This window comes from Mycolicibacterium sp. lyk4-40-TYG-92 (genome assembly GCF_030209435.1).
In the GTDB taxonomy this organism is placed as follows: Bacteria; Actinomycetota; Actinomycetes; order Mycobacteriales; family Mycobacteriaceae; genus Mycobacterium.
In genome coordinates, this window is sequence record NZ_JARVRX010000003.1 from 393,974 (window position 1) to 418,606 (window position 24,633).

23 protein-coding genes are annotated in these 24,633 nt (G+C 68.1%); 6 read left to right on the top strand and 17 right to left on the bottom strand.

Features of this window, described 5'->3' with window-relative positions; genetic code table 11:
- Nucleotides 1-112: 112 nt before the first annotated feature.
- Nucleotides 113-1,546 carry a CCA tRNA nucleotidyltransferase gene (locus tag QRN63_RS08025; RefSeq protein ID WP_285030558.1) on the top strand — a complete coding sequence of 478 codons (1,434 nt, stop codon included), beginning with the start codon at nucleotides 113-115 and terminating at the stop codon, nucleotides 1,544-1,546.
- A gap of 18 nt (nucleotides 1,547-1,564) precedes the next feature.
- Complete coding sequence (locus QRN63_RS08030; RefSeq protein ID WP_285030329.1) at nucleotides 1,565-2,056, top strand: pullulanase; 492 nt, start codon at nucleotides 1,565-1,567, stop codon at nucleotides 2,054-2,056.
- 103 nt (nucleotides 2,057-2,159) lie between these two features.
- On the opposite strand, the gene QRN63_RS08035 is transcribed toward QRN63_RS08030, so the two are convergent.
- Nucleotides 2,160-2,942, bottom strand: coding sequence for a TIGR03084 family metal-binding protein (locus QRN63_RS08035; protein WP_285030330.1), 783 nt, complete (start codon nucleotides 2,940-2,942; stop codon nucleotides 2,160-2,162).
- Nucleotides 2,943-2,951: 9 nt separating this feature from the next.
- Nucleotides 2,952-4,241 carry an MFS transporter gene (locus tag QRN63_RS08040; protein ID WP_267319924.1) on the bottom strand — a complete coding sequence of 430 codons (1,290 nt, stop codon included), beginning with the start codon at nucleotides 4,239-4,241 and terminating at the stop codon, nucleotides 2,952-2,954.
- Between the two features lie 127 nt (nucleotides 4,242-4,368).
- Here QRN63_RS08040 and QRN63_RS08045 point away from each other — a divergent pair, with 127 nt between their 5' ends.
- Nucleotides 4,369-4,980 (top strand): YqgE/AlgH family protein, encoded by a 612-nt coding sequence (locus QRN63_RS08045; protein WP_267319923.1) that lies wholly within the window; start codon nucleotides 4,369-4,371, stop codon nucleotides 4,978-4,980.
- Between the two features lie 9 nt (nucleotides 4,981-4,989).
- Here the strand turns inward: QRN63_RS08045 and QRN63_RS08050 are convergent, their stop codons facing one another.
- Nucleotides 4,990-5,346 (bottom strand): hypothetical protein, encoded by a 357-nt coding sequence (locus QRN63_RS08050; protein ID WP_267319922.1) that lies wholly within the window; start codon nucleotides 5,344-5,346, stop codon nucleotides 4,990-4,992.
- 49 nt (nucleotides 5,347-5,395) lie between these two features.
- Nucleotides 5,396-6,439: an LpqN/LpqT family lipoprotein gene (locus tag QRN63_RS08055; RefSeq protein WP_285030333.1), complete on the bottom strand. Its 1,044-nt coding sequence runs from the start codon at nucleotides 6,437-6,439 to the stop codon at nucleotides 5,396-5,398.
- Between the two features lie 225 nt (nucleotides 6,440-6,664).
- Between QRN63_RS08055 and leuS the strand changes: the two genes are divergently transcribed.
- The gene (gene leuS / locus QRN63_RS08060) at nucleotides 6,665-9,517 is read left to right on the top strand and encodes a leucine--tRNA ligase (protein WP_285030559.1); all 2,853 of its coding nucleotides are present in this window, start codon (nucleotides 6,665-6,667) and stop codon (nucleotides 9,515-9,517) included.
- On the opposite strand, the gene QRN63_RS08065 is transcribed toward leuS, so the two are convergent.
- From QRN63_RS08065 to QRN63_RS08075, 3 genes are read right to left on the bottom strand one after another with little or no spacing between them, the layout of a single operon-like run.
- Nucleotides 9,514-10,644: a hypothetical protein gene (locus tag QRN63_RS08065; RefSeq protein ID WP_285030335.1), complete on the bottom strand. Its 1,131-nt coding sequence runs from the start codon at nucleotides 10,642-10,644 to the stop codon at nucleotides 9,514-9,516. The genes leuS and QRN63_RS08065 overlap by 4 nt on opposite strands.
- On the bottom strand, nucleotides 10,641-11,900 hold the full coding sequence (locus tag QRN63_RS08070) for an ATP-binding protein (RefSeq protein ID WP_285030337.1): 1,260 nt from the start codon (nucleotides 11,898-11,900) through the stop codon (nucleotides 10,641-10,643). The genes QRN63_RS08065 and QRN63_RS08070 overlap by 4 nt, the downstream gene beginning before the upstream one ends.
- A 31-nt stretch (nucleotides 11,901-11,931) precedes the next feature.
- A complete protein-coding gene (locus QRN63_RS08075) occupies nucleotides 11,932-12,597 on the bottom strand; it encodes an SDR family oxidoreductase (RefSeq protein WP_285030339.1) in 666 nt (221 codons plus the stop codon).
- 54 nt (nucleotides 12,598-12,651) lie between these two features.
- Between QRN63_RS08075 and ggh the strand changes: the two genes are divergently transcribed.
- Nucleotides 12,652-13,992, top strand: coding sequence for a glucosylglycerate hydrolase (ggh, locus tag QRN63_RS08080; RefSeq protein WP_267319917.1), 1,341 nt, complete (start codon nucleotides 12,652-12,654; stop codon nucleotides 13,990-13,992).
- Nucleotides 13,993-14,002: 10 nt separating this feature from the next.
- On the opposite strand, the gene QRN63_RS08085 is transcribed toward ggh, so the two are convergent.
- The 10 genes from QRN63_RS08085 to QRN63_RS08130 form a co-directional block, all read right to left on the bottom strand.
- Nucleotides 14,003-14,467, bottom strand: coding sequence for a MarR family winged helix-turn-helix transcriptional regulator (locus tag QRN63_RS08085; protein WP_267319916.1), 465 nt, complete (start codon nucleotides 14,465-14,467; stop codon nucleotides 14,003-14,005).
- 40 nt (nucleotides 14,468-14,507) lie between these two features.
- Complete coding sequence (locus QRN63_RS08090) at nucleotides 14,508-15,245, bottom strand: amino acid ABC transporter ATP-binding protein (RefSeq protein ID WP_285030342.1); 738 nt, start codon at nucleotides 15,243-15,245, stop codon at nucleotides 14,508-14,510.
- Nucleotides 15,242-16,990 (bottom strand): ABC transporter substrate-binding protein/permease, encoded by a 1,749-nt coding sequence (locus QRN63_RS08095; protein ID WP_502888102.1) that lies wholly within the window; start codon nucleotides 16,988-16,990, stop codon nucleotides 15,242-15,244. The genes QRN63_RS08090 and QRN63_RS08095 overlap by 4 nt, the downstream gene beginning before the upstream one ends.
- A 90-nt stretch (nucleotides 16,991-17,080) precedes the next feature.
- Complete coding sequence (locus tag QRN63_RS08100) at nucleotides 17,081-17,863, bottom strand: LLM class F420-dependent oxidoreductase (RefSeq protein WP_285030346.1); 783 nt, start codon at nucleotides 17,861-17,863, stop codon at nucleotides 17,081-17,083.
- Nucleotides 17,864-17,872: 9 nt separating this feature from the next.
- Nucleotides 17,873-18,787, bottom strand: a complete 915-nt coding sequence (locus QRN63_RS08105; RefSeq protein ID WP_502888097.1) for an Rv0045c family esterase — start codon at nucleotides 18,785-18,787, stop codon at nucleotides 17,873-17,875.
- 21 nt (nucleotides 18,788-18,808) lie between these two features.
- Nucleotides 18,809-20,380, bottom strand: coding sequence for an alkyl hydroperoxide reductase subunit F (gene ahpF, locus QRN63_RS08110; protein WP_267319911.1), 1,572 nt, complete (start codon nucleotides 20,378-20,380; stop codon nucleotides 18,809-18,811).
- Nucleotides 20,381-20,501: 121 nt separating this feature from the next.
- The gene (gene ahpC / locus QRN63_RS08115) at nucleotides 20,502-21,065 is read right to left on the bottom strand and encodes an alkyl hydroperoxide reductase subunit C (protein WP_267319910.1); all 564 of its coding nucleotides are present in this window, start codon (nucleotides 21,063-21,065) and stop codon (nucleotides 20,502-20,504) included.
- 185 nt (nucleotides 21,066-21,250) lie between these two features.
- Nucleotides 21,251-22,339, bottom strand: coding sequence for an inositol-3-phosphate synthase (locus QRN63_RS08120; RefSeq protein ID WP_267319909.1), 1,089 nt, complete (start codon nucleotides 22,337-22,339; stop codon nucleotides 21,251-21,253).
- Between the two features lie 54 nt (nucleotides 22,340-22,393).
- Complete coding sequence (locus QRN63_RS08125) at nucleotides 22,394-22,966, bottom strand: PadR family transcriptional regulator (RefSeq protein WP_020099852.1); 573 nt, start codon at nucleotides 22,964-22,966, stop codon at nucleotides 22,394-22,396.
- A gap of 166 nt (nucleotides 22,967-23,132) precedes the next feature.
- Nucleotides 23,133-23,987: a DUF1707 SHOCT-like domain-containing protein gene (locus QRN63_RS08130; protein ID WP_285030350.1), complete on the bottom strand. Its 855-nt coding sequence runs from the start codon at nucleotides 23,985-23,987 to the stop codon at nucleotides 23,133-23,135.
- 144 nt (nucleotides 23,988-24,131) lie between these two features.
- Here QRN63_RS08130 and QRN63_RS08135 point away from each other — a divergent pair, with 144 nt between their 5' ends.
- Nucleotides 24,132-24,560, top strand: a complete 429-nt coding sequence (locus QRN63_RS08135) for a DUF5318 domain-containing protein (protein ID WP_267319907.1) — start codon at nucleotides 24,132-24,134, stop codon at nucleotides 24,558-24,560.
- Nucleotides 24,561-24,633 lie beyond the last annotated feature (73 nt).

The following is a 24,633-nucleotide window of genomic DNA, read 5'->3' on the forward strand; positions in this document are numbered from 1 at the left end:
GTCGGTACCAAACCGCGGGGTGGGCGCATTAGGCTCATCGGACGTGTCGAACGAAGCTAGCGCCGAGGTCGGGTCGGAGCGGAGCCCCAAGAACTCTCAGCGCGACCCGGCGATACTGCTGACCGCTGCCGCGGTCGCACTGAACAAGCATGCGGGTTTGCTCGTAGACCTGGGGCGGGTGTTCTCCGCGGCCGGCCATGACCTGTATCTGGTGGGTGGCAGTGTGCGCGACGCGCTGCTGGGCCGCGACCTGAACGACCTGGATTTCACCACCGACGCCCGTCCGGCCGAGTTGCAGAAAATGCTGCGCGGCTGGGCAGAAGCCTTGTGGGACACCGGGATCGAATTCGGGACCATCGGCGCGGCCAAGTACGGGCAGCGCATCGAGATCACCACCTTCCGAGCCGACAGCTACGACCAGGTGTCCCGCAATCCCGAGGTGGTGTTCGGCGACCGGCTCGAGGACGACCTGGTGCGCCGGGACTTCACCGTGAACGCGATGGCAGTCCGGATCAACCCCGACCTGCCTGGCGGCATCGGAGAATTCCACGATCCGCTGGGCGGCCTCGCCGCCCTGGCCGACAAGGTGCTCGACACCCCGTCGGCGCCGCAGGTGTCCTTCGGTGACGACCCGCTGCGGATGTTGCGGGCGGCCCGCTTCGTCTCGCAGTTGGGGTTCTCGGTGGCGCCGCGTGTGCTGGAGGCCCTGATCGAGATGGCGCCGCAGCTGGGCCGGATCACCGCCGAGCGGGTCGCTGCGGAGCTGGACAAGCTGATGCTCGGCGCCGACCCCATGGCCGGCGTGGACCTCATGGTGCAGACCGGGCTGGGCGACGTCGTGCTGCCCGAGGTCGGCGCCATGCGGATGGCGATCGACGAACACCACCAGCACAAGGACGTCTACCACCACTCGCTGACGGTGCTGCGGCAGGCGATCGACCTCGAGGACGAGGGCCCCGATCTCGTGTTGCGCTGGGCCGCGCTGCTGCATGACATCGGTAAGCCCGACACCCGCCGCCATGAGCCCGACGGCGGCGTCAGCTTCCACCACCACGAGGTGGTCGGCGCCAAGATGACGCGCAGACGCATGCGCGCGCTGAAGTACTCCAAGCAGATGGTCGACGACGTCTCGCAGCTGGTGTATCTGCACCTGCGGTTCCACGGCTACGCCGACGACAAGGGCAGCGGCAAGTGGACGGACTCGGCGGTGCGGCGGTACGTCACCGACGCCGGGCCCCTGCTGAGCCGGCTGCACAAGCTGGTGCGCGCCGACTGCACCACCCGCAACCGTCGGCGCGCGGCGCGGCTGCAGGCCAACTACGACGGTCTGGAGCGGCGGATCGAGGAGCTGGCCGCGCAGGAGGATCTGGCGCGGGTGCGCCCGGACCTCGACGGCAACGAGATCATGACGCTGCTCGGCATCCCGGCCGGGCCACAGGTCGGCGAGGCCTGGCGGTTCCTCAAGGAGCTCCGGCTGGACCGCGGCCCGCTGTCGCACGACGAGGCCGTCGCCGAATTGCAGAAATGGTGGAACGAGCGCGCCTGACCAAACGTCCATTCAGGTATGGACTATTGCCTGAGTGACGGGGACGGGTCGGCGTCGTGGTGGCCGGGGGAGCCGGCGGTGGACGCTGACGGCGACGGCACGCTGGACGGCGTGCGGCTGGATGTGGACGGCGACGGCTTGTTCGACGACGCGCTGGCGGACTTCGACGGCGACGGCCGGGCGGACCACGCGGTCATCGACGTCGAGGACATCGCGGCTCGGCGCACCCTCACAGACGACGGGTCGGGCACCTGGGCCGTCGGCGCGGGGCTGCGGTGGTTCGGCTTGGATGGCACCGAGCAGAGCGGGGCTGTGGTCGTCGACTTCGACGGTGACGGCGCGGCCGACGACCGGCTGATCGACACTGACGGCAACGGACTCGCCGACCGGGTGCTGGCCGGGCCGGTGGCCTACGCGGACACCGACGGCGACGGGCGGTGGGATGTGCGGCTGTCGGACTCAGATGGCGACGGCACGGCCGACGCGGCGGGCGGCGTGGTGCGCGGTTAGGTCGCCCGCAGCGGAGCACCAACTGCTCGAGAGGGACCACATGGCTGCGATTCGGCTCGGATCAACGACCATTTGGTCCTTCTCGGCCACCCAACGCCGGCGGTCAGCCCCGGCCCGCCCCGGGTGGTCCGGCGAAGGCCTGGGCGATGGTCAGCCACTTCTGGGCGTCGTCGCCGACGGCCGTGACGTCGAGTTCGCGCAGCGGCCGCCGCTGGGTGACCAGGAGACAGAAGTCCTCGGCCGAGCCGGTGACCCGCTGTGCCGCGTCGTCCGGACCCCAGGTCCAGACGGACCCGTCGGGCGCGGAAAGTTCCACGTGAAACACGTCGGTCGGCGGGGTCAGCTCGTGCAGCGTGAACGCGAAATCCCTTGTGCGAACCCCGATGTGCGCGATCGACTTGAGCCGGGCCGTCGGCTCGCGCCGGACTCCGAGCGTGTCGGCGACGTCGGCGCCGTGCGCCCAGGTCTCCATCAGCCGGGCGCTCGCCATCGACGCGGCACTCATCGGTGGGCCGAACCAGGGCAGCTTGCGGCCGTCGGCGACGCCTTCCAGCGCGTCGTGCAACGTGTTCCGGGTGGCGCGCCACTGCGCCAGCATCTCCGCCGGCGGGGTCTGTGCGAGTTCTTCGGCCGCCACGTCGACGAAGCCGAGCGGGTTCTTCCACGCCTCGGCGAGCGTCGCGGCGAAGGCCTCCTCGTCGGTCACCGCCAGCACCGACACCTTGTCGGTCCACCACAGGTGCGCGATCTGATGGGCGATGGTCCAGCCTTCGGCCGGGGTCGCGGTGGCCCACCCGGCGGGCGGCAGGTCAGCGACGAGGCGGTCCAGGTCGTCACTCTCGGCACGCAGATCGGCGATCACGCCGGCAGCAGCATTGGGGGCCATGGCAGCACCCTAGACGGTACCGCTGGTTCTGCTGCGCTTGCCCAGCGTCGCGTGTAGGGCCAGGCCCACGAGGTAGACGACGGCGCCGGCGGCCATGAGCGCCGACGACTTGCCGTCGTCCGGGATCACGGCCGCCGACGCCGTGATCGCGACGATGAACGCCATCCAGAACAGTGCGTCCTGGACCGCGAACACGTGCCCGCGCAGGGCGTCGTCGACGTCGAGCTGCATCGCCGAGTCCGCGCACAGCTTGACCACCTGCCCGGCCGTGCCCAGCACGAGGCTGCAGGCGATCAGTACCGGAATCTGCAGGCCGACGCCGGCGAGCTGAACCACCGCCGCGATGGCGAGGGAGCCGTTGGCCGTGGCGTAGCGGCCCCAGTGTCGGACCGCGGCCGGCATGACGACGTTGCCCAGGAACGACCCGAGACCGGCGGCGGCCACGAACACGACGGTCACCGCGAACCCCGCGACGTGTTCGCCGCCGCCGTGCCGGACGATCACCAGCACCATGAGGGTGTTGATGCCGAACACCATCCGGTGGGCCGCCAGACCGGTCAGGGTGGCCGTCACGGTCGGCACGTTGGCCACCGACCGGAGTCCGTAGACCCAGCCGGTGACCACGGCGTAGATGACCGAACCGTGGACCGCGCGGGCGCTGTCGTCGGGTCCCAGGAGGTGGCGGTGGAAGCGCACCGACAGCCACAGCGCCATGGCGACGGCCACGGCCGCCAACCAGATCACCACGGCCGAGCTGGTGTCGCCCGCGCCCAGCAGCCAGCGCGGCAGCAGCATCACGTTGGCGCCGACGAACGCCGAGACGGCTCCGCACGCGGTGGCCACCGAGTTCATCGACACGACTTGTTCGGTGGGTACGACGTGCGGCAGCGCGGCCGACAGCCCGGAAGAGACGAAGCGGGTGAAGCCGTTGACGATCAAGGCGCTGAACAGGATCCATTGGTCGGTCGCGGCGGTGGCCAGCAGCGCGCCGACGCAGACCATCACCAGCAGCCGGCCGAGGTTGGCGGCGATGAGCACCTGTCGGCGATCCCAGCGGTCGAGCAACGCGCCGGCGAACGGACCCAACAGCGAGTACGGCAGGTACAGCGCGGCGAAGGCGCCGGCGATGGCCAGCGGGGTGGCCTGCCGTTCCGGACTGAAGAGCAGGCCGCCCACCAGACCGGCCTGGAAAAGTCCGTCACCGAACTGGCTGACCGCGCGCAGTTCCAGCAGCCGGCGGAAGTCCGGCAGGGCCTGCACCGCATGCAGGACGACGTGGTGGGGACGGCGGTCGGTCACTGGGATGTTCGTGTCCTGATTTGAGAGTGCCGGGCGTGATTGAAGCGACCCGCTCCACAGTACAAATATCCCGGCGGGCCGTGTGCGTTGGTCACGGCGACGGTCCTCAAGTGCCATGATGGAGGGCGTGGCGCAGTCAGAGGAACCGGAGGATTACCGTGATTTCGCTCCCGCCTCGCATGGGATTCGTGCGGGGACGCTGCTGCTCGCCAACACCGATCTGCTGGAGCCGACCTTCCGCCGCAGCGTCATCTACATCGTCGAGCACAACTCCGGTGGCACCCTCGGCGTCGTCCTGAACCGGCCCAGCGAGACCGCCGTCTACAACGTGCTGCCGCAGTGGGCCAAGCTCGCCAAGAAACCCAAATCGATGTTCATCGGCGGTCCGGTGAAGCGCGATTCCGCGCTGTGCCTGGCGACCATGAAGGTCGGCGTCGACGCCGCGTCGGTACCCGGGTTGCGGCATGTGCAGGGCCGCATCGCGATGGTGGATCTGGATGCCGATCCCGAGGACATCGAAGACGCGGTCGAGGGCGTGCGGATCTACGCCGGCTACTCCGGGTGGTCGGTGGGTCAGCTCGACGGTGAAATCGAGCGCGACGACTGGATCGTGCTGTCGGCGCTGCCGTCCGACGTCCTCGTGGAACCGCGGGTGGATCTGTGGTCGCGGGTGCTACGGCGTCAGCCGATGCCCATGGCGATGCTGGCGACGCACCCGATCGATGTGAGCCGGAACTAACCGGCGAATTCAGCTGCAGGACAGCGTGCAGCTGGCGCAGCTGCCGGCGCAGCCGTCACCGGCGGGCGCGTTGTCGAGGGCCATCATGGCGGCCCCGGCCTTGGCGCCCTGATAGCAGCCGGCCGCGAAGGTGCCGACGGCGCCGAGCACGCAGACGATGAGCACCGTCAGGCCCGTGCCGCGTGGGGCGGCGAGTGCGACCGCGCCACCGGCGGCGAGCATCGCGGCCGTCGCCAGCTGGATCGGGGCCACCGAGCGCAGCACGCGCGGCACGGTCTCATCTGAATGAGGGCGACGCAGCGACCAGGCGCCCACGCCCGCGGTCACCGCAGCCGCGCACAGGCACAGCACGGCGGCGATCAGCATGCGTCTCAGGATAGGGGCGGCCGGGGGGACGCTCCAAACCGGCGACCGGTCAGCGGCCCAGACCAGGGATGGACGCGGTGAGGGGCACGGCGCCGGCTGCGTGCGGCGGGACGGCGGCGGGTGCCGGAACCATCGGTGCGGCCGGAGCCGGGACGGGAGCCGGTGCTGCGGGCGCGGGCGCTGGTGCTGGAACTGCGGCCGGTGCGGGGACCGCGGCCGGCGCACCGGGCGCGGTGACCTTGAACCCGTTGACGATGGCGTCGGTGGCGTTGCCGGACGCGACGGTCACCTGGGCACTCGTCGTCACCGACAGCGTCACCAGGTAGCGGTCGGTGCCCGACGTCGCGATGACGTGCCGCCGTGAGGTGTTCAGCGTCATGTTGTTCTCGCGGTACGTGCCTTCGATGATCGACGACGGCATGCCATAGAAATCAGCCATCGAACCGTCGGTGGACCGCCATGCGACCTGCTGCTGGCTGTCGATGAAGCCGTGACTGATGGCTTCGCGCGGGTCGAAGTCGCCGACCAGCTTGTAGACCTGCAGCGCCGCGTTCGAGGTGTAGAGGCCGTCGCCGCCGACGCGGTCGGCGATCACGGCGAACGCGTCGGGCACGTTCGGATCGGGCACGGCGGCCCAGCCCGGGGGCACCGGCAGGACGATGTTCAGCGCGGTGAAGCCGGGGGCCGTCTGTCGCTGCATGGCGACGTTGTGGGCGCGGAAGAACTCGGCGATGGTGCCCGAGGCCGCCGGGGCGATGGCGGGTACCGGGGCCGGCGCCGGCGCGATGACCGGTTGCGCGACCGCGGGCTGAGGCAGCGTGGCCGGCTGGGGAAGGGTGGCCGGCTGGGGAAGGGCGGCCGGCTGGGGCACGCCGGCGGGGATGAACGCGGGTCCGGCCGGTTGCGCGGCAGCCACCGGCGCCGGAGCGGCTTGCACGGTGACGGTCTGGGTCACCGTCGCGGGAGCCGGGACGACGGGCTGGGGCGGCAGCGGCTCGGCGGATGCGATGTTGCCTGCGAAGCCGACGACGCCCGCCAGGCCCGCGGCGACACCTCCTGCCAGAAGCCGCCAGTGGCGGGCGTTCTCGAACATGTGGCGTCGGTCCTTCCGCTTCACTTCTGTCTCACGCGTTGCACTGGAGCCGACTGTAGGGAGGTGTTGGGGGTGCCCACCAGATCCGGCGCGCACCTGCAACCGTGCTCTGACCGCACTGCAACGGAACCGAGACCAACGCCGATCGGCTGGCGTGATGCAGGTCGCGCTGTGGGTGTTTACTACCCTGTGCACGTGAGCGATTCCCCGAATGCGCAGGCAGGCGTGCGTCCCGAGGCGGCCGCGGCCGTCGACGCCGACAGCCCGCAGCACCGTTACACGGCCGAACTGGCCGGCCGCATCGAGGCCGACTGGCAGAAGGTGTGGACGGACCGCGGCACCTTCCACGTGCCGAACCCGGTCGGCTCGCTCGCACCCACCGACGGTTCGCCGGTGCCGGCGGACAAGATGTTCGTGCAGGACATGTTCCCGTACCCCTCGGGCGACGGCCTGCACGTCGGGCACCCGCTCGGCTACATCGCCACCGACGTGTACGCCCGCTACTTCCGCATGACGGGCCGCAACGTCCTGCATGCCCTGGGCTTCGACGCTTTCGGTCTGCCTGCCGAGCAGTACGCGGTCCAGACGGGCACGCACCCGCGCACCCGGACCGAGGCCAACATCGTCAACTTCAAGCGGCAGCTCGGACGGCTGGGCCTGGGCCATGACTCGCGCCGCAGCTTCGCCACCACCGACACCGACTTCTACAAGTGGACGCAGTGGATCTTCCTGCAGATCTACAACGCCTGGTTCGACCCGGCGCAGCAAAAGGCCCGGCCCGTTGCCGAGCTGATCGCCGAATTCGATTCCGGCGCACGGACTCTCGACGACGGCCGGAACTGGGCGGCGCTGACGGCCGCCGAGCGTGCCGAGGTCGTCGACTCGTACCGCCTGGTCTACCGCTCCGATTCGATGGTCAACTGGTGCCCGGGCCTGGGCACCGTGCTGGCCAACGAAGAGGTCACCTCCGACGGGCGCAGCGAACGCGGCAACTTCCCGGTGTTCCGGAAGCGGTTGCGGCAGTGGATGATGCGCATCACCGCGTACTCCGACCGGCTGCTCGAGGACCTGGATGTGCTGGACTGGCCGGACAAGGTCAAGGCCATGCAGCGCAACTGGATCGGCCGCTCCGTCGGTGCGGAGGTGCTGTTCTCCGCGGGCGACGCCGACATCGAGGTCTTCACCACCCGCCCGGACACCCTGTTCGGCGCCACCTATCTGGTGTTGGCCCCCGAGCATGATCTGGTGGATTCGCTGCTGGCCACCTCATGGCCAGCCGGCGTCGATCCCCGTTGGACCGGTGGCGAGGCCAGCCCGGCTGAGGCCGTCGCGGTTTACCGTGCTGCCGTCGCCGCGAAGTCCGATCTGGAGCGCCAGGAGAACAAGACCAAGACCGGCGTCTTCACCGGTGCCTACGCCACCAATCCGGTGAACGGACAGCAGGTTCCGATCTTCATCGCCGACTACGTCCTCGCCGGGTACGGCACCGGCGCCATCATGGCGGTGCCCGGCCACGACCAGCGCGACTGGGAGTTCGCGACGGCGTTCGGCCTGCCCATCGTGGAAGTAATTGCCGGCGGCGATCTTTCGGAGTCCGCGTACACGGGCGACGGCGCGGTGGTGAACTCCGACTACCTCGACGGCCTGAATGTCGCCGACGCCAAGGCCGCCGTCACCGAGAAGCTGGTCGCGGCCGGCCGCGGTCAGGCCCGCGTCGAATTCAAGCTGAGGGACTGGCTTTTCGCGCGCCAGCGGTACTGGGGCGAGCCGTTCCCGATCGTCTACGACGCCGACGGCCGGGCCCACCCGCTGCCGGATTCGGCGCTGCCCGTAGAACTTCCGGACGTGCCCGATTACTCGCCGGTGCTGTTCGATCCCGATAACGCCGACAGCGAGCCGTCGCCGCCGCTGAACAAGGCCACCGAGTGGGTGCATGTCGATCTCGATCTCGGTGACGGGCTGCAGTCCTACACCCGCGACACCAACGTCATGCCGCAGTGGGCCGGCAGCTCGTGGTACGAACTGCGTTACGCCGACCCGCACAACTCGGAAGCGTTCTGCGCCAAGGAGAACGAGGCCTACTGGATGGGCCCGCGGCCCGAGATCCACGGCGCCGCTGATCCGGGTGGCGTCGACCTCTACGTCGGCGGCGTGGAGCACGCGGTGCTGCACCTGCTGTATTCGCGGTTCTGGCACAAGGTGCTGTTCGACCTCGGCCACGTGTCGTCGCGCGAACCGTACCGGCGCCTCGTCAACCAGGGCTACATCCAGGCGTTCGCCTATACCGACGCCCGCGGTTCCTACGTGCCGGCCGCGGAAGTCGTTGAGCGCGAGGGCAAGTTCTACTGGACCGGCCCGGACGGCGAGATCGAGGTCAACCAGGAGTTCGGCAAGATCGGCAAGAGCCTGAAGAACTCCGTCTCGCCCGACGAGATCTGCGAGGAATACGGCGCCGACACCCTGCGCGTCTACGAGATGTCGATGGGTCCGCTGGAGGCGTCACGGCCGTGGGCCACCAAGGACGTCGTCGGTGCGCACCGGTTCCTGCAGCGCGTGTGGCGGGTGGTCGTCGACGAAACCACCGGCGATCCAAGGGTTTCCGATGACGAGGTGTCCGAGGAGACGCTCAAGCAGCTGCACAAGACCATCGCCGGGGTCAACGAGGACTACGCAGCGCTGCGCAACAACACCGCCGCCGCCAAGCTCATCGAGTACACCAACCACCTCACCAAGGAGGGTGTCACCGCACGCGCCGCGGTCGAGCCGCTGGTGCTGATGGTCGCGCCGCTCGCGCCGCACCTGGCCGAGGAATTGTGGCGCCGCCTCGGCAGCGAGAAGTCGCTGGCGCACGGCCCGTTCCCGGTCGCCGACGAGCGCTACCTGGTCGACGACACCGTCGAGTACCCGGTGCAGGTCAACGGCAAGGTGCGCGGCAAGATCGTCGTCGCCGCCGACGCGGACAAGGCCACGCTGGAAGCCGCGGCGCTCGCCGACGAGAAGGTGCAGGCCTTCCTCGCCGGGGCCACACCCAAGAAGGTCATCGTGGTGCCCGGCCGGCTGGTCAACATCGTCGCCTAACCAGGGATTCGCGCACGAATCGCAAGGACCACGCCGGTCAGGGCCAGTGCCATGGTCGTCAGACTGGGAATTGCGATACCGGGAAAGCCGAGCGAGGCGAAGCCCGCCAAGCCGCTCAACGCCGCGATGGCGAGCAGCGTCACGGGCAGGATCCAGCGCCGGCGGACGAGGCGCAACACACCGGGTGGTAGTCGCTTCGTCTGCTCTCGGTCGAGCCACATGACGCCGGCGCCGCCGATGACGGCCAGCACTGTGCCGGCGACGGCTGCGACGTGGTGGCCGGCCGCGTTGAGGAACGGCAGCCACACCGCCCAGAACACGAACGCGGCAAACGCCACCGCCGACGTCCTGCGCGCGATGCCCCGAGCGAGTTGGTTGGCGTCGACCATGCCGGAGTCGATCGCGGCCAGCGCCAGTGTGGAGTCGACCGATTGCACATAGCGGAAGCGCATCCGCGCGACTTCAGCGGCGACGGCGTGGGTGTGCGGATTGCCGGGGTCCAGGCGCAGTCCCTCGAGAAGGTGGGCGTCGGCGCGACGGAGCGGTCCGCGCCGGCGCACGAAGTGGAACAGCCAGATGATGGCCATCACGACCAGCGCGAGGCCCCGGGACAGCAGCACTATCAGCACCGCCCACACCGGGTTCGGGCGATAGAAACGTACGCGGTCGATCTCGACGAGTGCCTGCGCCAGCGGTCCCAGAGGTGATGCGGGTGCGACCGCGCGGATGGACTCGGCCGTTGATTGCGCGTACGCCCGTTGGTTCGCCTTCAGATAGGCGCGGGTCAGCGTGTACCGGTAGTTGACCTCGTTCGGGTCCAATTGCACTGCCGCATAAGCTGATTGCACCGCCTCCTGAGGGGTTCCGGCACCGTTGAGGATGGCGCGCGCATGGACCGACAGTACCCAGGCCTGGCGGGGGTCGATGCCCAGCGACCGTTCGGCCCAGCCTCGGGCGTCGGTGGAAAAGTCCTGTGCCTCCATCGCAATGGCGAGCATCCCCAACAGGATTGGATTGTTGGGGTCATGGCGCAGTGCTTCGACGGCCGCTTGCTCGGCTTCGCTGTTGCGGTCGAGCGCGAGCAGTATCCGGATCTTCTCGACGGCCTCGGCGCCGGACGAGGTCATCGGCGCCGCTTCCGGCCGTTGAGGTACTGCTCGAGTTCGCTGAACTCTTCGCGGTTCTCGGCGAACGCGACGTAGTTCTGGGCCAGGCTGAACCATGACCCGGTGGTGGGTGGCGTATCGCGGAGCGCGGCATCGAGGTGACTCTGGGTCACCGGTTGCGTGGTGCCCCGCCGCACCGACTCGTGCAGCGCGAATTCGACTGCGCGGCGGCACAATCCGGCAAGGTCGGCCCCGGAGTAGCCGTCGGTGCGGGCGGCGATCCGCGCCAGGTCGAGTGGGCCCGTCGGGCTCCGCCGGAGGTGATGGGCGAGGATGGCTTGGCGGGCCGGTTGGTCGGGTGGCAGCACCAGAACCTTGCGGTCGAAGCGCCCGGGGCGCAGCAGCGCGGGGTCGACGTCCCAGACCTGATTGGTCGCGCCCAGCACCAGGAGCCCTTCGTTGTCGCTGGCTGCGCCGTCCAGCTCGAGCAGCAACTGGTTGACGATGCTCCGGATGTAACTCGACGTCTGTGCCCGCTTGTGGCCCAGCGCGTCCAGCTCGTCGATGAACAATACGGTCGGTCGTAGCTGCCGGGCCTCGTCGAAAACGTTCTTGATGTTGCGCTCGCTGTTGCCGAGCCATTTGTCCAGGATGTCGGCAATTCCGACGTGGATGAAGTACAGCCCCAGCTCGCCGGCCAGCGACTTGGCCAGGAACGTCTTGCCGCAGCCCGGAGGTCCCCACAGGAGCAGGCTCGACCGCAGCGTATGCCCGAATGACCGGCGCAGTTCCTCGTTGCGCATGGGTTCGAGGAAGCCCATCCGGAGGCGCTCTTTGACATCCTCCATCCCCGCCACGTCGGCGAGCGTCAGTTCGGGCCGCACGATGTCGATGAGGTCGCTGGCAGAGATGACATCGTCACCATCGTCCTCGGTTGTGGCCCACGCGGACTCGTGCGGCGGACTGGGCGGTGCGGGCGATGGGGGAGGGGGTGCGGCCGGCGGAGTCGCGGGCGGAGCGGCCGCGGGTGCGGCCGGCGCAGCCGCGGGCGGATCGGCTGGCGGCAGTCCGAATTGGCTGAGCGCCTGGGTCTTTCGCTGCAGGGCGTCGGTATCGTCGGGTGACTGCTGGAGCAGGACTTCGCAGTGGCCGAGCGCGGCGGCGTGCTGGCGGTCGTCGAGCAGTAGGTCGACGAGGTGCAGGCGCAGCGCACGGTTGGCGGGGTCGGCACGTACCGCGCCGTCGATCGCGGCGAGTACTTGTGGATCTACGGCCATGTGGCCATCCTCTCCAATACAAGGTCACACGTCAGCGCGGGCGGATGATGACCTCGTGCTGGTGGGCGTCTTCCGGGGTGGCGATCACCTGGGCGATCACCTGAGCGACGGTCGAGGGCTTCAGGAACCGCGCCGGGTCGTAGTCACCGCCCTCGTAGGCGACCAGGTTCCACTGCATGTCGGTGTCGATCCGGCCGGGGTACACCGTCGTCACCCGCAGCGACGGTTCGTCGGCACGCAGGGCGTCGGCGAAACCCCGCAGCGCGAACTTGCTGGCGGCGTACGACGCCAGTCCGGGGGACGGGCTCCGGCCGGCGCCGGAGTTGACGAAGATCACCTGGCCCCGGGCCGCCCGCAACGCCGGCAGCAGCGGCAGCGTAAGCCCGACGGCGCCAAGCACATTCACTTCCATGGTGGCCCGCCATTCCTCGATGGAGGACTCGCCGACCCGGCCGGGGTATGCCACGCCGGCGTTGTGCACCAGCACGTCGAGTTCGACGATCGGCTCCACCGTCGCCTCGACGCCCTCGTAATCGGTGAGGTCCATGGGCCACGTCGTCGCGCCCAGCCGCTCGGCCACGGCGTCGAGTTCGGCCGTCGGCCGGCCGGCCAGGAACAGCGTGTGGGTCGGCGCGAGGGCTTCGGCGATGGCCATTCCGAGGCCCCGCGAAGCGCCGGTGATCATTGCGGTCGGCATGGCGTGAGCCTACCGATCAGCGAATCCCCGGGCCGCGACGCACAATAGACAGCGATGCCACCCGACCACAGCTTCGCGCCCACCCAGCTCTCGGCCCGCGCCGCCTACCTGCTGCGCGGTAATGACCTGGGCGTCATGACGACGGCCGCGCCGTTGCTGTACCCGCACATGTGGAGTTGGGACGCCGCGTTCGTGTCGATCGGCCTGGCGTCGCTGACGGTCGAGCGTGCCGTCGTCGAGCTGGACACGCTGCTGTCGGCTCAGTGGGCCAACGGCATGATCCCGCACATCGTGTTCGCCAACGGCGTCGACGGTTACTTCCCCGGGCCGGCGCGGTGGGAGACCTCGACTCTGGCGGTCAACGCGCCGCGCAACCGGGATACCTCCGGCATCACCCAGCCGCCCGTGCATGCCATTGCGGTGCAACGGATTTTGGACCACGCCCGCACCCGCGGGCGCTCGACCCGCGTGGTCGCCGAGGCGTTCCTGGACCGGCGGTGGGACGACCTGGTGCGGTGGCACCGCTGGCTGGCCGAGGCGCGCGACCCACAGGAACACGGCCGGGTGACGCTGTACCACGGCTGGGAGTCCGGCATGGACAACTCGCCCCGGTGGGATGGCGCATACGCCAACGTGATTCCTGGTGCGGTGCCCGAGTATCAGCGTGAGGACAACGCGATCATCACCGACACCAGCCAGCGGCCGTCCGATGTCGAGTACGACCGGTACCTGTGGCTGCTGGAGGAGATGAAGTCCGTCCGGTACGACGACGCGCTACTGCCGAAAGTGTTGAGCTTCCAGGTCGAGGATGTTTTCGTCTCGGCCATCCTGTCGGTGGCGTGCACGGTCCTGGCGGAGATCGGCGAAGACTACAAGCGGCCGAATTCAGATGTGCGCGAACTCTATTCGTGGGCCGAGCGGTTCCGGCAAGGCGTGGTGGCGACCACCGACGAGCGCACCGGCGCGGCACGGGACTTCGATCTGCGATCCGGCAAGTGGATTGCGAGTGAGACCGTGGCGCAGTTCGCGCCGTTGCTGTGCGGCGGTCTGCCGCATGACCGGGAACGGGCGCTGCTGCGTCTGCTCGAGGGCCCGCGCTTCTGCGCACACCCGGACCTCAAGTACCCGCTGATTCCGTCGACGTCACCGGTGTCGCGCGATTTCCGCCCGCGCGAATACTGGCGCGGGCCGGTGTGGCCGGTGATGACGTGGCTGTTCTCGTGGTGTTTCGCCCGCCGCGGCTGGTCCGAGCGCGCGTCGATCCTGCGGCGGGAAGGCCTGCGGCAGGCCAGCGACGGCACGTTCGCCGAATACTACGAACCCTTCACCGGGGAACCACTCGGCAGCATGCAGCAGTCGTGGACCGCCGCCGCCGTGCTGGACTGGCTGGGCTGACCCGACAGCCCTAGTCGTCGTTGCTGGTGGCCAGCTTCTCCAGCGGCGCAAGGGCCTTGGAGATGTTGTCGATGTCCTCGGGCGTCAGCTTGGCCATCATCGCGATGAGCACCTGACGACGGGCCTCGAGCGCCTCCCGGTGCTGGACCAGTCCGCGCGGTGTGACGTTCACCAGCACGGCGCGCAGATCGGAGGGGTCACGCGACCGCTTGACCAGTCCCAGCTTCTCCAAGCGGCGGATCGCCACCGTGGTGGTGGGCGTGCGGACCCGTTCGTGGGCGGCCAATTCCGTCATCCGGATGGGTCCGCGGTCCAGCAGGGTCAGCAGGATGGACAGCTGCGCCAACGTCAGATCGGCACCGGCTTCGGCGTCCTTCGGGATCTCGACGCGTCGGCGCATCACGTTGAACAGCTTGGAGAGGACCTGCTGCAGTTCTCCTGCGAGGTCCGCCACCTGCGGCTCCGTCGACGACATAGTTCGATAGTCTAACGTGTATGCCGGAAACTGGCCGCAGTTAGACGACCTGCGCCAGAAATTGACGTAAACGTTGAGTATCGGCGGATTCGAAGATCTGCTCGGGCGTTCCGGTCTCGATCACCCGGCCGCCGTCCATGAACACCACCGAATCTGCCGCTGACCGGGCGAAACCCATCTCGTGCGTGACCACGACCATGGTCATGCCGTCCGCCCCGAGTTCGCTGATGAGCGCCAGGATGCCCTTGACCAATTCGGGATCCAGCGCCGAGGTGGCCTCGTCGAAGAACATCACCTGGGGGCTCATCGCCAGGGCGCGGGCGATCGCGACACGTTGCTGTTGACCGCCTGAGAGGGTCGCGGGGCGCACGCCGGCCTTGTGCTTGAGCCCCACGCGGTCCAGCAGTTGCAGCCCGAGTTCGCGGGCCGCGGCGGCGTCGAGGCCCTTCAGTTTGCGGGGCCCCAGCGTGACGTTCTCCAGCACCGTCCGGTGCGGGAAGAGATTGAAATGCTGGAAGACCATCCCGATCCGCTGGCGCAGCTGATCGGGGTTGTCCTTCAGCACCGACTTCCCGTCGAGCAGGATGTCGCCGCGGTCCGGTTCGTACAACCGGTTCAGGGTACGCAGCAGCGTCGACTTGCCGGAGCCGGACGGGCCGATGACCGCGGTCGTGGTGCCGGCCGGGACGTCCAGGTCGACGCCCCGCAACACCGTGTTGGCGCCGAACGACAGGTGAATATCCTTGGCGGTCAAGGAAACTGCCTGCGGCGTGGTCATATGATCTCCTGGGTGGCGATCTCGGCAGCGACGGGCTTGCCCTTGCTCAGTCGCCGGTCGATGTAGTTGACCAGATGGGTCAGCGGCACGGTCAGGGCCAGATAGAACAGCCCGGCGGCAACCAGGGGAGACAGGTTTCCGGTCTGCGCGTTGAGGTCGCGGCCGACCTGGAACAGCTCTCGTTGGCTGGCGATCAGCCCGAGGAAGTACACCAGCGACGACGCCTTCAGCAGCGAGATGAACTGGTTCATCAGCGCCGGCAGCACCCGCCGTACGCCCTGTGGCACGACCACCAGGCGCATCGATGCCGGATAGCCGAAGCCCAGCGCGCGCGAGGCCTCGAGCTGGCCGGCCTCCACACTCTGGATACCCGAGCGCAGAATCTCCCCGATGTAGGCGCCCGCCATCAGTCCCAGTGCGGCAATACCCAAGGGGTACGGGTTGTTTCCGGTCAGCGAACCCACCACCGGCCCGATGCCCAGGCCGATCACCAGGATGATCACCACTTCGGGCAGCCCGCGGAAGATGTCGGTGTACACCCGCGCCGGCCAGCGCAACCAGCGGGACCGGGAGATACCGGCGATGGCCAGCGCCATGCCGATGATCAGACCGATGACGCTCGCGCTGACAGTCAGGATCAGCGTGTTCGGCAGGCCGGTCTTGAACAGGTCGGGGATGGCCTGCCGGTACAGCCGCCAGTCTCCGAACGCGTCTTTCAGTTGGGATAGCGTCGATTTGGGCGCCGGACCGGCGGACGGGGCCGCTGACGCGTGCGACGCGGCGATGGCGTTGAAGTCGGGCAGCTGCGGCACGGGTGCGGCTTTTGATCCGGGCTTCCAGCCCGGCGGCAGTGCCCGCGGGACCCAGTCGGCATAGAGCCGCGCCCAGGTGCCGTCGGCGATGACCGCGTCCAGGCCCGCGTTGAGCGCGTCGATCAGCGGCCTGTTCTCTTTGGCGACCGCGTAGGCCACGAAATTGTCGAGGCTGAAGGTGTTTTCGACGATCCGGGCCGGATCGCCCGGTTGCACGGTGCCGGAGGCCTGCTGCGACGGCGCCACCCAGGCGTCGATCTGGCGGGTCTTGATGTTGGCGTACACCGTGGCGTAGTCCGGGAATTTCACCGGTTCCAGGTGCAGGGTGTCGACGACGTAGGCCTCCTGCACGGTGCCCTGCACGACGCCGATGCGCTGCCCGGCCTTCAGCGCGCCGAACCCGTTGATGGCCGACCCGGTCGGCACGACGAGCGAAAAGTAGCCGAAGTCATAGCCATTGGTGAATCCGACGGTCCGGCGCCGGGCGTCGGTGGTGGTGATCGAGGACGACCCGACGTCGAACCGGCGGGACGAGACCTGCGCCAGCAGCCCGGCGAAATCGGTGCCGACGAAATTGACGCGCAGGCCGATCTTCTCGGCGATCGCCCGCAGCAGCTCGTTGTCGAATCCGGTGAACTGGCCGCCGGAGTTGATACAGATGCTCGGCGGGGCGTCGGACAGCGTGCCGACGGTCAGCACGCCAGGCGTGCCCAGTCCCAAGGTCTCCGGACGCACCGCCGAAAGCGGTTGGGTACCAGGTGTCGTGTACTTGTCGGTGCCGTCGCCTTGGGCGGCGGTGGCCAGGTTGGTGGGCAGGGCGCTGGCGCTCTGCACGCCTGGTGGCGCGCACTGGTCGGTGGTGGCGCGGGCCGGGACGCCGACGGTCAGTGAGCCGACCAGGAGTGCCACCAGTATCGCTACCGTCGCACGCAGGAAAGAGGTCACGCAGGTCAACCTAGCCGGTACCCGGCCGAATGCAGCGGCTTCAGCTCGCCGGGAATTCATCCGGCCGGGCGGTCCCAGTTACTGGCTGTCGCGCCAGCGGCACAGCTTCTCGGCGTCGCCGAGGTCGTAGTCGGGCCCGTTGACGCCCACCGTCAGTAGTGAGACGCCCAGCGCGGTAAGCGCTTCGGCGTTGGCGATCAGGCCGTCGCTGCTGTTGTCGACGCCGGCAGACCGGACGATGGTGGACGGGTCGCGGCCGATATCAGCGCAATGCCGATCCAGCACGGCGGCCTTTTCCGGATAGGTCGACGCCGTGGTGAAGCTGTGCCACATCTGCGCGTACTGCGCGACGAGTTTGAGTGTCTTGCGTTCACCCTGCCCGCCGATCAGGATCGGGATCTCGCGCACCGGCTGTGGGTTCAGCTTGCCCAGCCGCGAGATGATGCGCGGCATGGCGGCCGCCAGGTCGTCGAGTCTGCTTCCGGCGGTGCCGAATTCGTAGCCGTACTCGTCGTAGTCCTTCTCTTTCCAGCCCGATCCGATGCCCAGGATCAGCCGTCCGTCGGAGATGTTGTCGACGGTCCGTGCCATGTCGGCCAGCAGTTCCGGGTTGCGGTACGAGTTACAGGTGACGAGGGCGCCGATTTCGATGCGCGACGTCTGCTCGGCCCACGCGCCGAGCATGGTCCAGCATTCGTAGTGGGCGCCGTCGGGGTCGCCGTACAGCGGGAAGAAGTGGTCCCAGTTGAAGGCGACGTCGACGCCGAGATCCTCGGCGCGGCGGACGGCGTCGCGCATGTGGCCGTAGCTGGGGGAGTGCTGGGGCTGCAGTTGAACCCCGATGCGAATGGGATGCGTCATGACCCCACGCTAACCGCCGAGGACGCCGCGCAGGATCTCGACGAGTGCCGCGGGCTGGTCGCCCTGCACAGAATGCCCGGAATCGGCCACCACGTGGGTCCGCTGGAAACCCGGCGCACCGGCGGCGAAGGCGGCGGCATCGTCGTCGTGGACGAAGTACGACTTGGCGCCCCGCACCAGCGTGGTCGGCATGGTGATGGCCGGGACGTCGTCCCACAACCCGACGAAGCCGTCGCCGATGCGGATCGCGTCGTACCGCCAGGTCCAGGTGCCGTCGTCGAGTTGCTTCGCATTGTGAAAGACACCGCGGCGCAATGACTTCCGGCTGCGGTGCGGTGACGCGGCCACGGTGACGTCGAGCATCGCCTGGAAGCTGGGGAAGCTCCGCTCGCCCTTCACCAGAGCGACCGCGCCCAACTGCGCCTGCGTCATCTGCTCGTGCCGCTCCGGTGCGGACGGGGTGACGTCGACCAGCACCAGTTCGGGCACCAGGGCGGGCTCGGTCGCCGCGATGCGCAGCGCCGTCAGCCCGCCTAGAGACATGCCGACCACCAACCGGGCGTCGGGTGCGTGCGCCCGCAGCACCGGCCGCAGCGTCTCCGCGTTGAGCTTCGGCCCGTAGTCCCCGTCCTCGCGCCACGCCGACCGCCCGTGCCCGGGCAGGTCGACGGCCAGCGCCGGCAGGCCCAGGCCGAGGATCGCGGTGTCCCAGGTGTGGGCGTTCTGCCCACCACCGTGCAGGAACACCACCTCGGGTGCCGCGATGCCCCACTTCAGCATGCTGATGGGGCCGTCGTCGATCCGCGTCACCGTCGGCAGCGGACCGGCCGCCCCGACCTGCTCGGCGTTCTCGGGCAGCAGCGCGAACTCGTCGAGCGTCAGCAGGTCGTCGTCAGAAATCTCCTGGGCCACGTCTTCGGACACTACGCCCGGGCCGCGGAGCGCTCAGCTACCGACCGGGGCAGTGGTGCGGATCAGGTGATCGAACGCCGAGAGTGCCGCTGTGGCACCGGCTCCGGCGGCGATGACGATCTGCTTGAACGGCACCGTCGTGCAGTCGCCGGCGGCGAATACGCCGGGGACCGACGTCTGGCCACGCTCGTCGACGACGATCTCGCCGCGCTTGGACAGCTCGATGCTGCCTTCCAGCCACTCGGTGTTGGGCAGCAGTCCGATCTGGACGAAGACGCCCTGCAGTTCGAGGCTGTGCGATTCACCCGTGGTGCGGTCCTGGTAGGTCAGGCCGGTGACCTGATCGCCGTCGCCGACGACCTCGGTGGTCAGCGTGCTCAGCAGGATGTCGACGTTGGGCAGGCTGCGCAGCTTGCGCTGCAGCACCTCGTCGGCGCGCAACACCGAATCGAACTCGATCAGCGTCACGTGCGAGACGACGCCGGCGAGGTCGATGGCGGCCTCCACGCCGGAGTTGCCGCCGCCCACCACGGCGACGCGCTTGCCCTTGAACAGTGGTCCGTCGCAGTGCGGGCAGTAGGTGACGCCCTTGTTGCGGTACTCGGCCTCACCCGGCACGTCCATCGCGCGCCAGCGGGCGCCCGTGGACAGGATGACGGTGCGCGCGGTCAGCGAGGCGCCGCTCTCCAGCGAGATCTCGATGAGGCCGCCTTCGTCGAGCGCCGGCAGCAGCTTGGCGCCGCGCTGGGTCTTGATCACGTCGACGTCGTACTCGCCGACATGGGCTTCCAGCGCCGCGGCGTACTTCGGTCCTTCGGTGTGCGGGACCGAGATGTAGTTCTCGATCGACATGGTGTCGAGCACCTGGCCGCCGAACCGCTCGGCGACCACGCCGGTGCGAATTCCCTTGCGGGCAGCGTAGATTGCGGCCGCCGCGCCTGCGGGTCCACCGCCGACCACCAGCACGTCGAAGGGGTCCTTCTCGGCGATCGCCTCGGCGGTACGCTGTGCGGCGCCGGTGTCGACCTTGCCGATGATCTGCTCGAGGGTCATGCGGCCCGAGTCGAATACTTCACCGTTGAGGAAGACCGTCGGAACCGCGAGCACCTTGCGCTGTTCGACCTCGTCCTTGAACAGCGCGCCGTCGATGGCGACGTGGCTGATGCGCGGGTTGAGGATCGCCATCAGGTTCAGCGCCTGCACCACGTCCGGGCAGTTCTGGCACGAGAGCGAGAAGTAGGTCTCGAAGTGCAGGTCGGCCTCGAGGTTCCGGACCTGCTCGAGCAGCTCGGGCGCTTCCTTCGACGGGTAGCCGCCGACCTGCAGCAGCGCCAGGGCCAGCGAGGAGAACTCGTGACCCAGCGGGATGCCGGCGAAGCGGACCTCGACGTCGGTGCCGGTGCGGCGGATGGCGAACGACGGCCGACGGGCGTCGTCGTCGGTGCGCGTGTAGGTGATCTTGTCCGACATCGCCGCGATCTCGGTGAGCAGTTCGGCGAGCTCGGCGGACTTGGGACCGTCATCGAGGGAGGACACCAGCTCGATCGGCACGGTCAGCCGCTCCAGCAGGGACTTCAATTGGCCGGCGAGTGAGGTGTCGAGCATGCGGATCAACTCCATCGAGGATAGGAATGGCTGGGCCGTCAGCGGCCCGAAAGATGTTGGTGTGAAGCGGTTCTGGTGAGTGGCACAGGACTGGCCCGTACCACTCACCAGACGTGACGAACTAGATCTTGCCGACGAGTTCCAGCGACGGGGCCAGGGTCTCTTCGCCCTCTTCCCACTTGGCCGGGCAGACCTCGCCCGGGTGGTTGCGCACGTACTGGGCAGCCTTGACCTTGCGGACCAGCTCGGCGGCGTTGCGGCCGATGCCCTCGGCGGTGACCTCGGTGAACTGGACGACGCCGTCGGGGTCGACCAGGAAGGTGCCGCGGTCGGCCAGGCCCTGGTCCTCACGGAGCACCTCGAAGTTGGTGCTGATCTGCAGGGTCGGGTCGCCGATCATGGCGTACTGGATCTTGCCGATGGTGTCGGACGAGTCGTGCCACGCCTTGTGCGTGAAGTGGGTGTCGGTGGACACCGAGAACACCTCGACACCGAGGCGCTGCAGCTCCTCGTAGTGGTCGGCGAGGTCGCCGAGCTCGGTCGGGCAGACGAAGGTGAAGTCGGCCGGGTAGAAGAAGAAGATGGCCCACTTGCCCTTGATGTCGGCGTCCGACACGGGGATGAAGGTGCCGTTCTTGTATGCGGTCGCGGAGAACGGCTTGATCTGCTTGTTGATCAGGGCCACGAGAACCTCACTTCGGGTCTGTTGGATGTCTGTTACGAGTACCAACCTTAGCCGTATTTTCTGGACTCGATCCAATTTAAACTGCGGTTGTGGCCAGTCTCACAACGCCGGACCCGATCATCCGTGGCCTCAAATGCCAAGTGGGCGACCAGGTTTCACCCGGCCGCCCACTCTGACGTCGATATTTACCCCTCGATGAAGGTTTCCAGCTGTGCCCGGGCGAGGTCGTCGGCGACCTGCACCGGCGGGCTCTTCATCAGGTAGGCCGAGGCCGGCAGGATCGGGCCACCGAGGCCGCGGTCCTTGGCGATCTTGGCGGCACGCACGGCGTCGATGATGATGCCGGCCGAGTTGGGGGAGTCCCACACCTCGAGCTTGTACTCCAGGTTGAGCGGCACGTCGCCGAAGGCGCGACCCTCGAGGCGCACGTACGCCCACTTGCGGTCGTCGAGCCACGCGACGTAGTCCGACGGGCCGATGTGCACGTTCTTGTCGTAGACCTTGTCGGCCAGCGAGCCGGTCAGGTTCGAGGTGACGGCCTGTGTCTTCGAGACCTTCTTGGACTCCAGGCGCTCGCGCTCGAGCATGTTCTTGAAGTCCATGTTGCCGCCGACGTTCAGCTGGTAGGTGCGGTCCAGCGTCACACCGCGGTCCTCGAACAGCTTGGCCATCACGCGGTGGGTGATGGTGGCGCCGACCTGGCTCTTGATGTCGTCACCGACGATCGGCACACCGGCGTCCTCGAACTTCTTGGCCCACACCGGGTCCGAAGCGATGAACACCGGCAGGGCGTTGACGAACGCGACCTTGGCGTCGATGGCGCACTGGGCGTAGAACTTGTCGGCCTCTTCGGAGCCGACCGGCAGGTAGGAGACCAGGACGTCGACGTTCGCGTCCTTGAGCGCCTTGACCACGTCGACGGGGTCGGTGTCGGACACCTCGATGGTCTCGGAGTAGTACTTGCCGATGCCGTCCAGGGTCGGGCCGCGTTGCACCGTCACATTGGTCGGCGGCACGTCCGCGATCTTGATGGTGTTGTTCTCCGACGCGAAGATCGCCTCAGAGAGGTCGAAGCCGACCTTCTTGGCGTCCACGTCGAACGCGGCGACGAACTTCACGTCACGCACGTGGTACTGGCCGAACTTGACGTGCATCAGGCCCGGGACGGTCGAGTTCTCGTCGGCGTCCTGGTAGTACTGCACGCCCTGGACGAGCGATGCCGCGCAGTTGCCTACGCCGACGATTGCGACGCGAACCTCGTTCGACTCAGACATGTGACGGTCTCCTTTTCCTACTCTTTCAGTGCATTCACCCGGGGGCGCGTGCGCTCAGGTTTGGTCGGCGTGGCCTTGTGACGGCGGTGCCGTCGGTCCGGCAGTTGCCACGCGCTCGGCAGCAATCAGCTCGTTGAGCCATTTCACTTCGCGCTCACTGGACTCGAGCCCGAGCTGATGCAGCTGGCGGGTGTAGCGGTCGAGTGAACTGCTGGCCCGTGCGATCGCCTCGCGCAGACCTTCGCGACGCTCCTCGACCTGACGCCGCCGCCCTTCCAGGATTCGCATCCTGGCTTCGGCGGGAGTCCGGTTGAAGAACGCCAAGTGCACACCGAATCCGTCATCGGTGTAGTTCTGGGGGCCGGTATCGGCGACGAGTTCGGTGAACCGTTGCTTGCCGGCGTCGGTGAGTTGGTAGACGCGACGCGCGCGGCGCACCTTCGTCGAACCGAGGGGCGCCGCGTCTTCGACGATCAGGCCGTCGGCCTGCATGCGACGCAGCGCGGGGTACAGGGAGCCGTACGAGAACGCACGGAATGCGCCGAGCAGTCCGGTCAGCCGTTTGCGCAGCTCATAGCCGTGCATAGGGGACTCCAGCAGAAGCCCCAGAATGGCCAGCTCCAGCACAGTGTCACCTCCCGACATAAATTGACGACATCGCATATTGAGCGCTAGGACGCTTCAACACCTCGCGCCATAGTATCGCGCCGATATATACGCGGCCAATCGACGCCGCATACGGAGATGAACGGCGTTCGATGCGGCCGTCAACACCGGCCGAACACGGGGCGAATCAGCCGGGGTAGTTGATGCGCTTCGTATTGCCTTCGGGATCCAACTCGATGTAGCCGCTGTTGTTGAACTTCCCGGACACGTAGATCGAAATCGCGACGGTGTCCGGCGGGGCGGTGATGTCCTTGCTGCCCTTGATGTCGATGTAGACGGTGTTGATCTCGTTGCGCTTGATGCCCAGGGTCTCCGGTGCGCCGTGCAGGATGCCGGCGATCTTCGGGACGTCGAATTTACCCAGGTCGACGACGCGCTCGTCACTGCTCACCGTTGTGGTGTCGGGGTCGTCCCACCCTCCGCGGTAGTCGTACCGGAGTACCCGGCGCGGTTCGGCCGGGTCGGCGCGCTCGAGGATCGCGTAGTCCGAGTAGATGCTCAGCTCATACCCGGTGGTGTCGCCGAACTTCTTCTTCATCTGGGTGAACAGTCCCGTCAGCCCGCCCAGCGACTGCAGCTGCCGCGGCGGGGTGAGCACCAGGGGCGCGACGCCATCGGGCTTGGCGCCCGGGTCTTCGGCGGCGGTCAGCGGGGACTGGCCGGGCGCCGCGTACACGCCCCAGCCGATGGCGACGCCGACGACGAGCATCACCGCGGCACCGGCGGCCAGGACGCCCCAGCCGGTCGACGGCACCGCGCGGCCCGCACCGGTCTTCAACGGGGTCAGTTTGACCGACGTGTTCCCCGTCTGCAGATCGGTTACCAGGGAGCGCAGTTCTCCGAGGGTGACGGCGCTTGTCGCGGCCGCGACGCGCTGGCGGTGTTCCTCGGCGGACAGCTGACCGTCGGCCAATGCCGCGTCCAGAATCTGGCAGGTGTCGTTGCGGTCGCTGTCTTTCGCCCGGGTCGCTGCGGTGGCCACCGGGAAAGCGTAAAGGTCAGGTGGCACGGGCACGTGAGTCCGGCCACACGCCGTCCACCACCGCGCCTGTCGAGCCGGCTACAACCCGGCCACATGCGCGCCATCACGCATCGGCGCTGCGGTGCCCGACGTACTCTGGTCAACGTGCGATTGCAGCGGCAGGTGGTCGACTATGCGCTCCGGCGCAGGTCGCTGCTGGCCGAGGTCTACTCAGGCCGTACCGGTGTCACCGAAGTGTGTGACGCCAACCCCTACCTGCTGCGCGCAGCAAAATTTCATGGTCGTACCAGTTCGGTGATGTGCCCGATCTGCCGGAAAGAACCGCTGACATTGGTGTCCTGGGTCTTCGGTGATCATCTCGGAGCGGTGTCGGGTTCGGCCCGCAGCACCGAGGAGCTCGTCCTACTGGCCGCCAAGTTCGACGAATTCGCGGTTCACGTGGTGGAGGTATGCCGCACTTGCAGTTGGAATCATTTGGTCAAGTCATATGTATTAGGGACGCCGAGTCCCCCGAAAGCAGCGAAGCCTCGTGGCACCCGGGCGCGCTCGAAAGCGCGCACCGCCAGTGAGTGACGGAAAGAGCGGGGCTGGGCGCCACAGCCGATCGGACAACGACGCCACCAGAGGACCGGGAGCCGGCGCACCG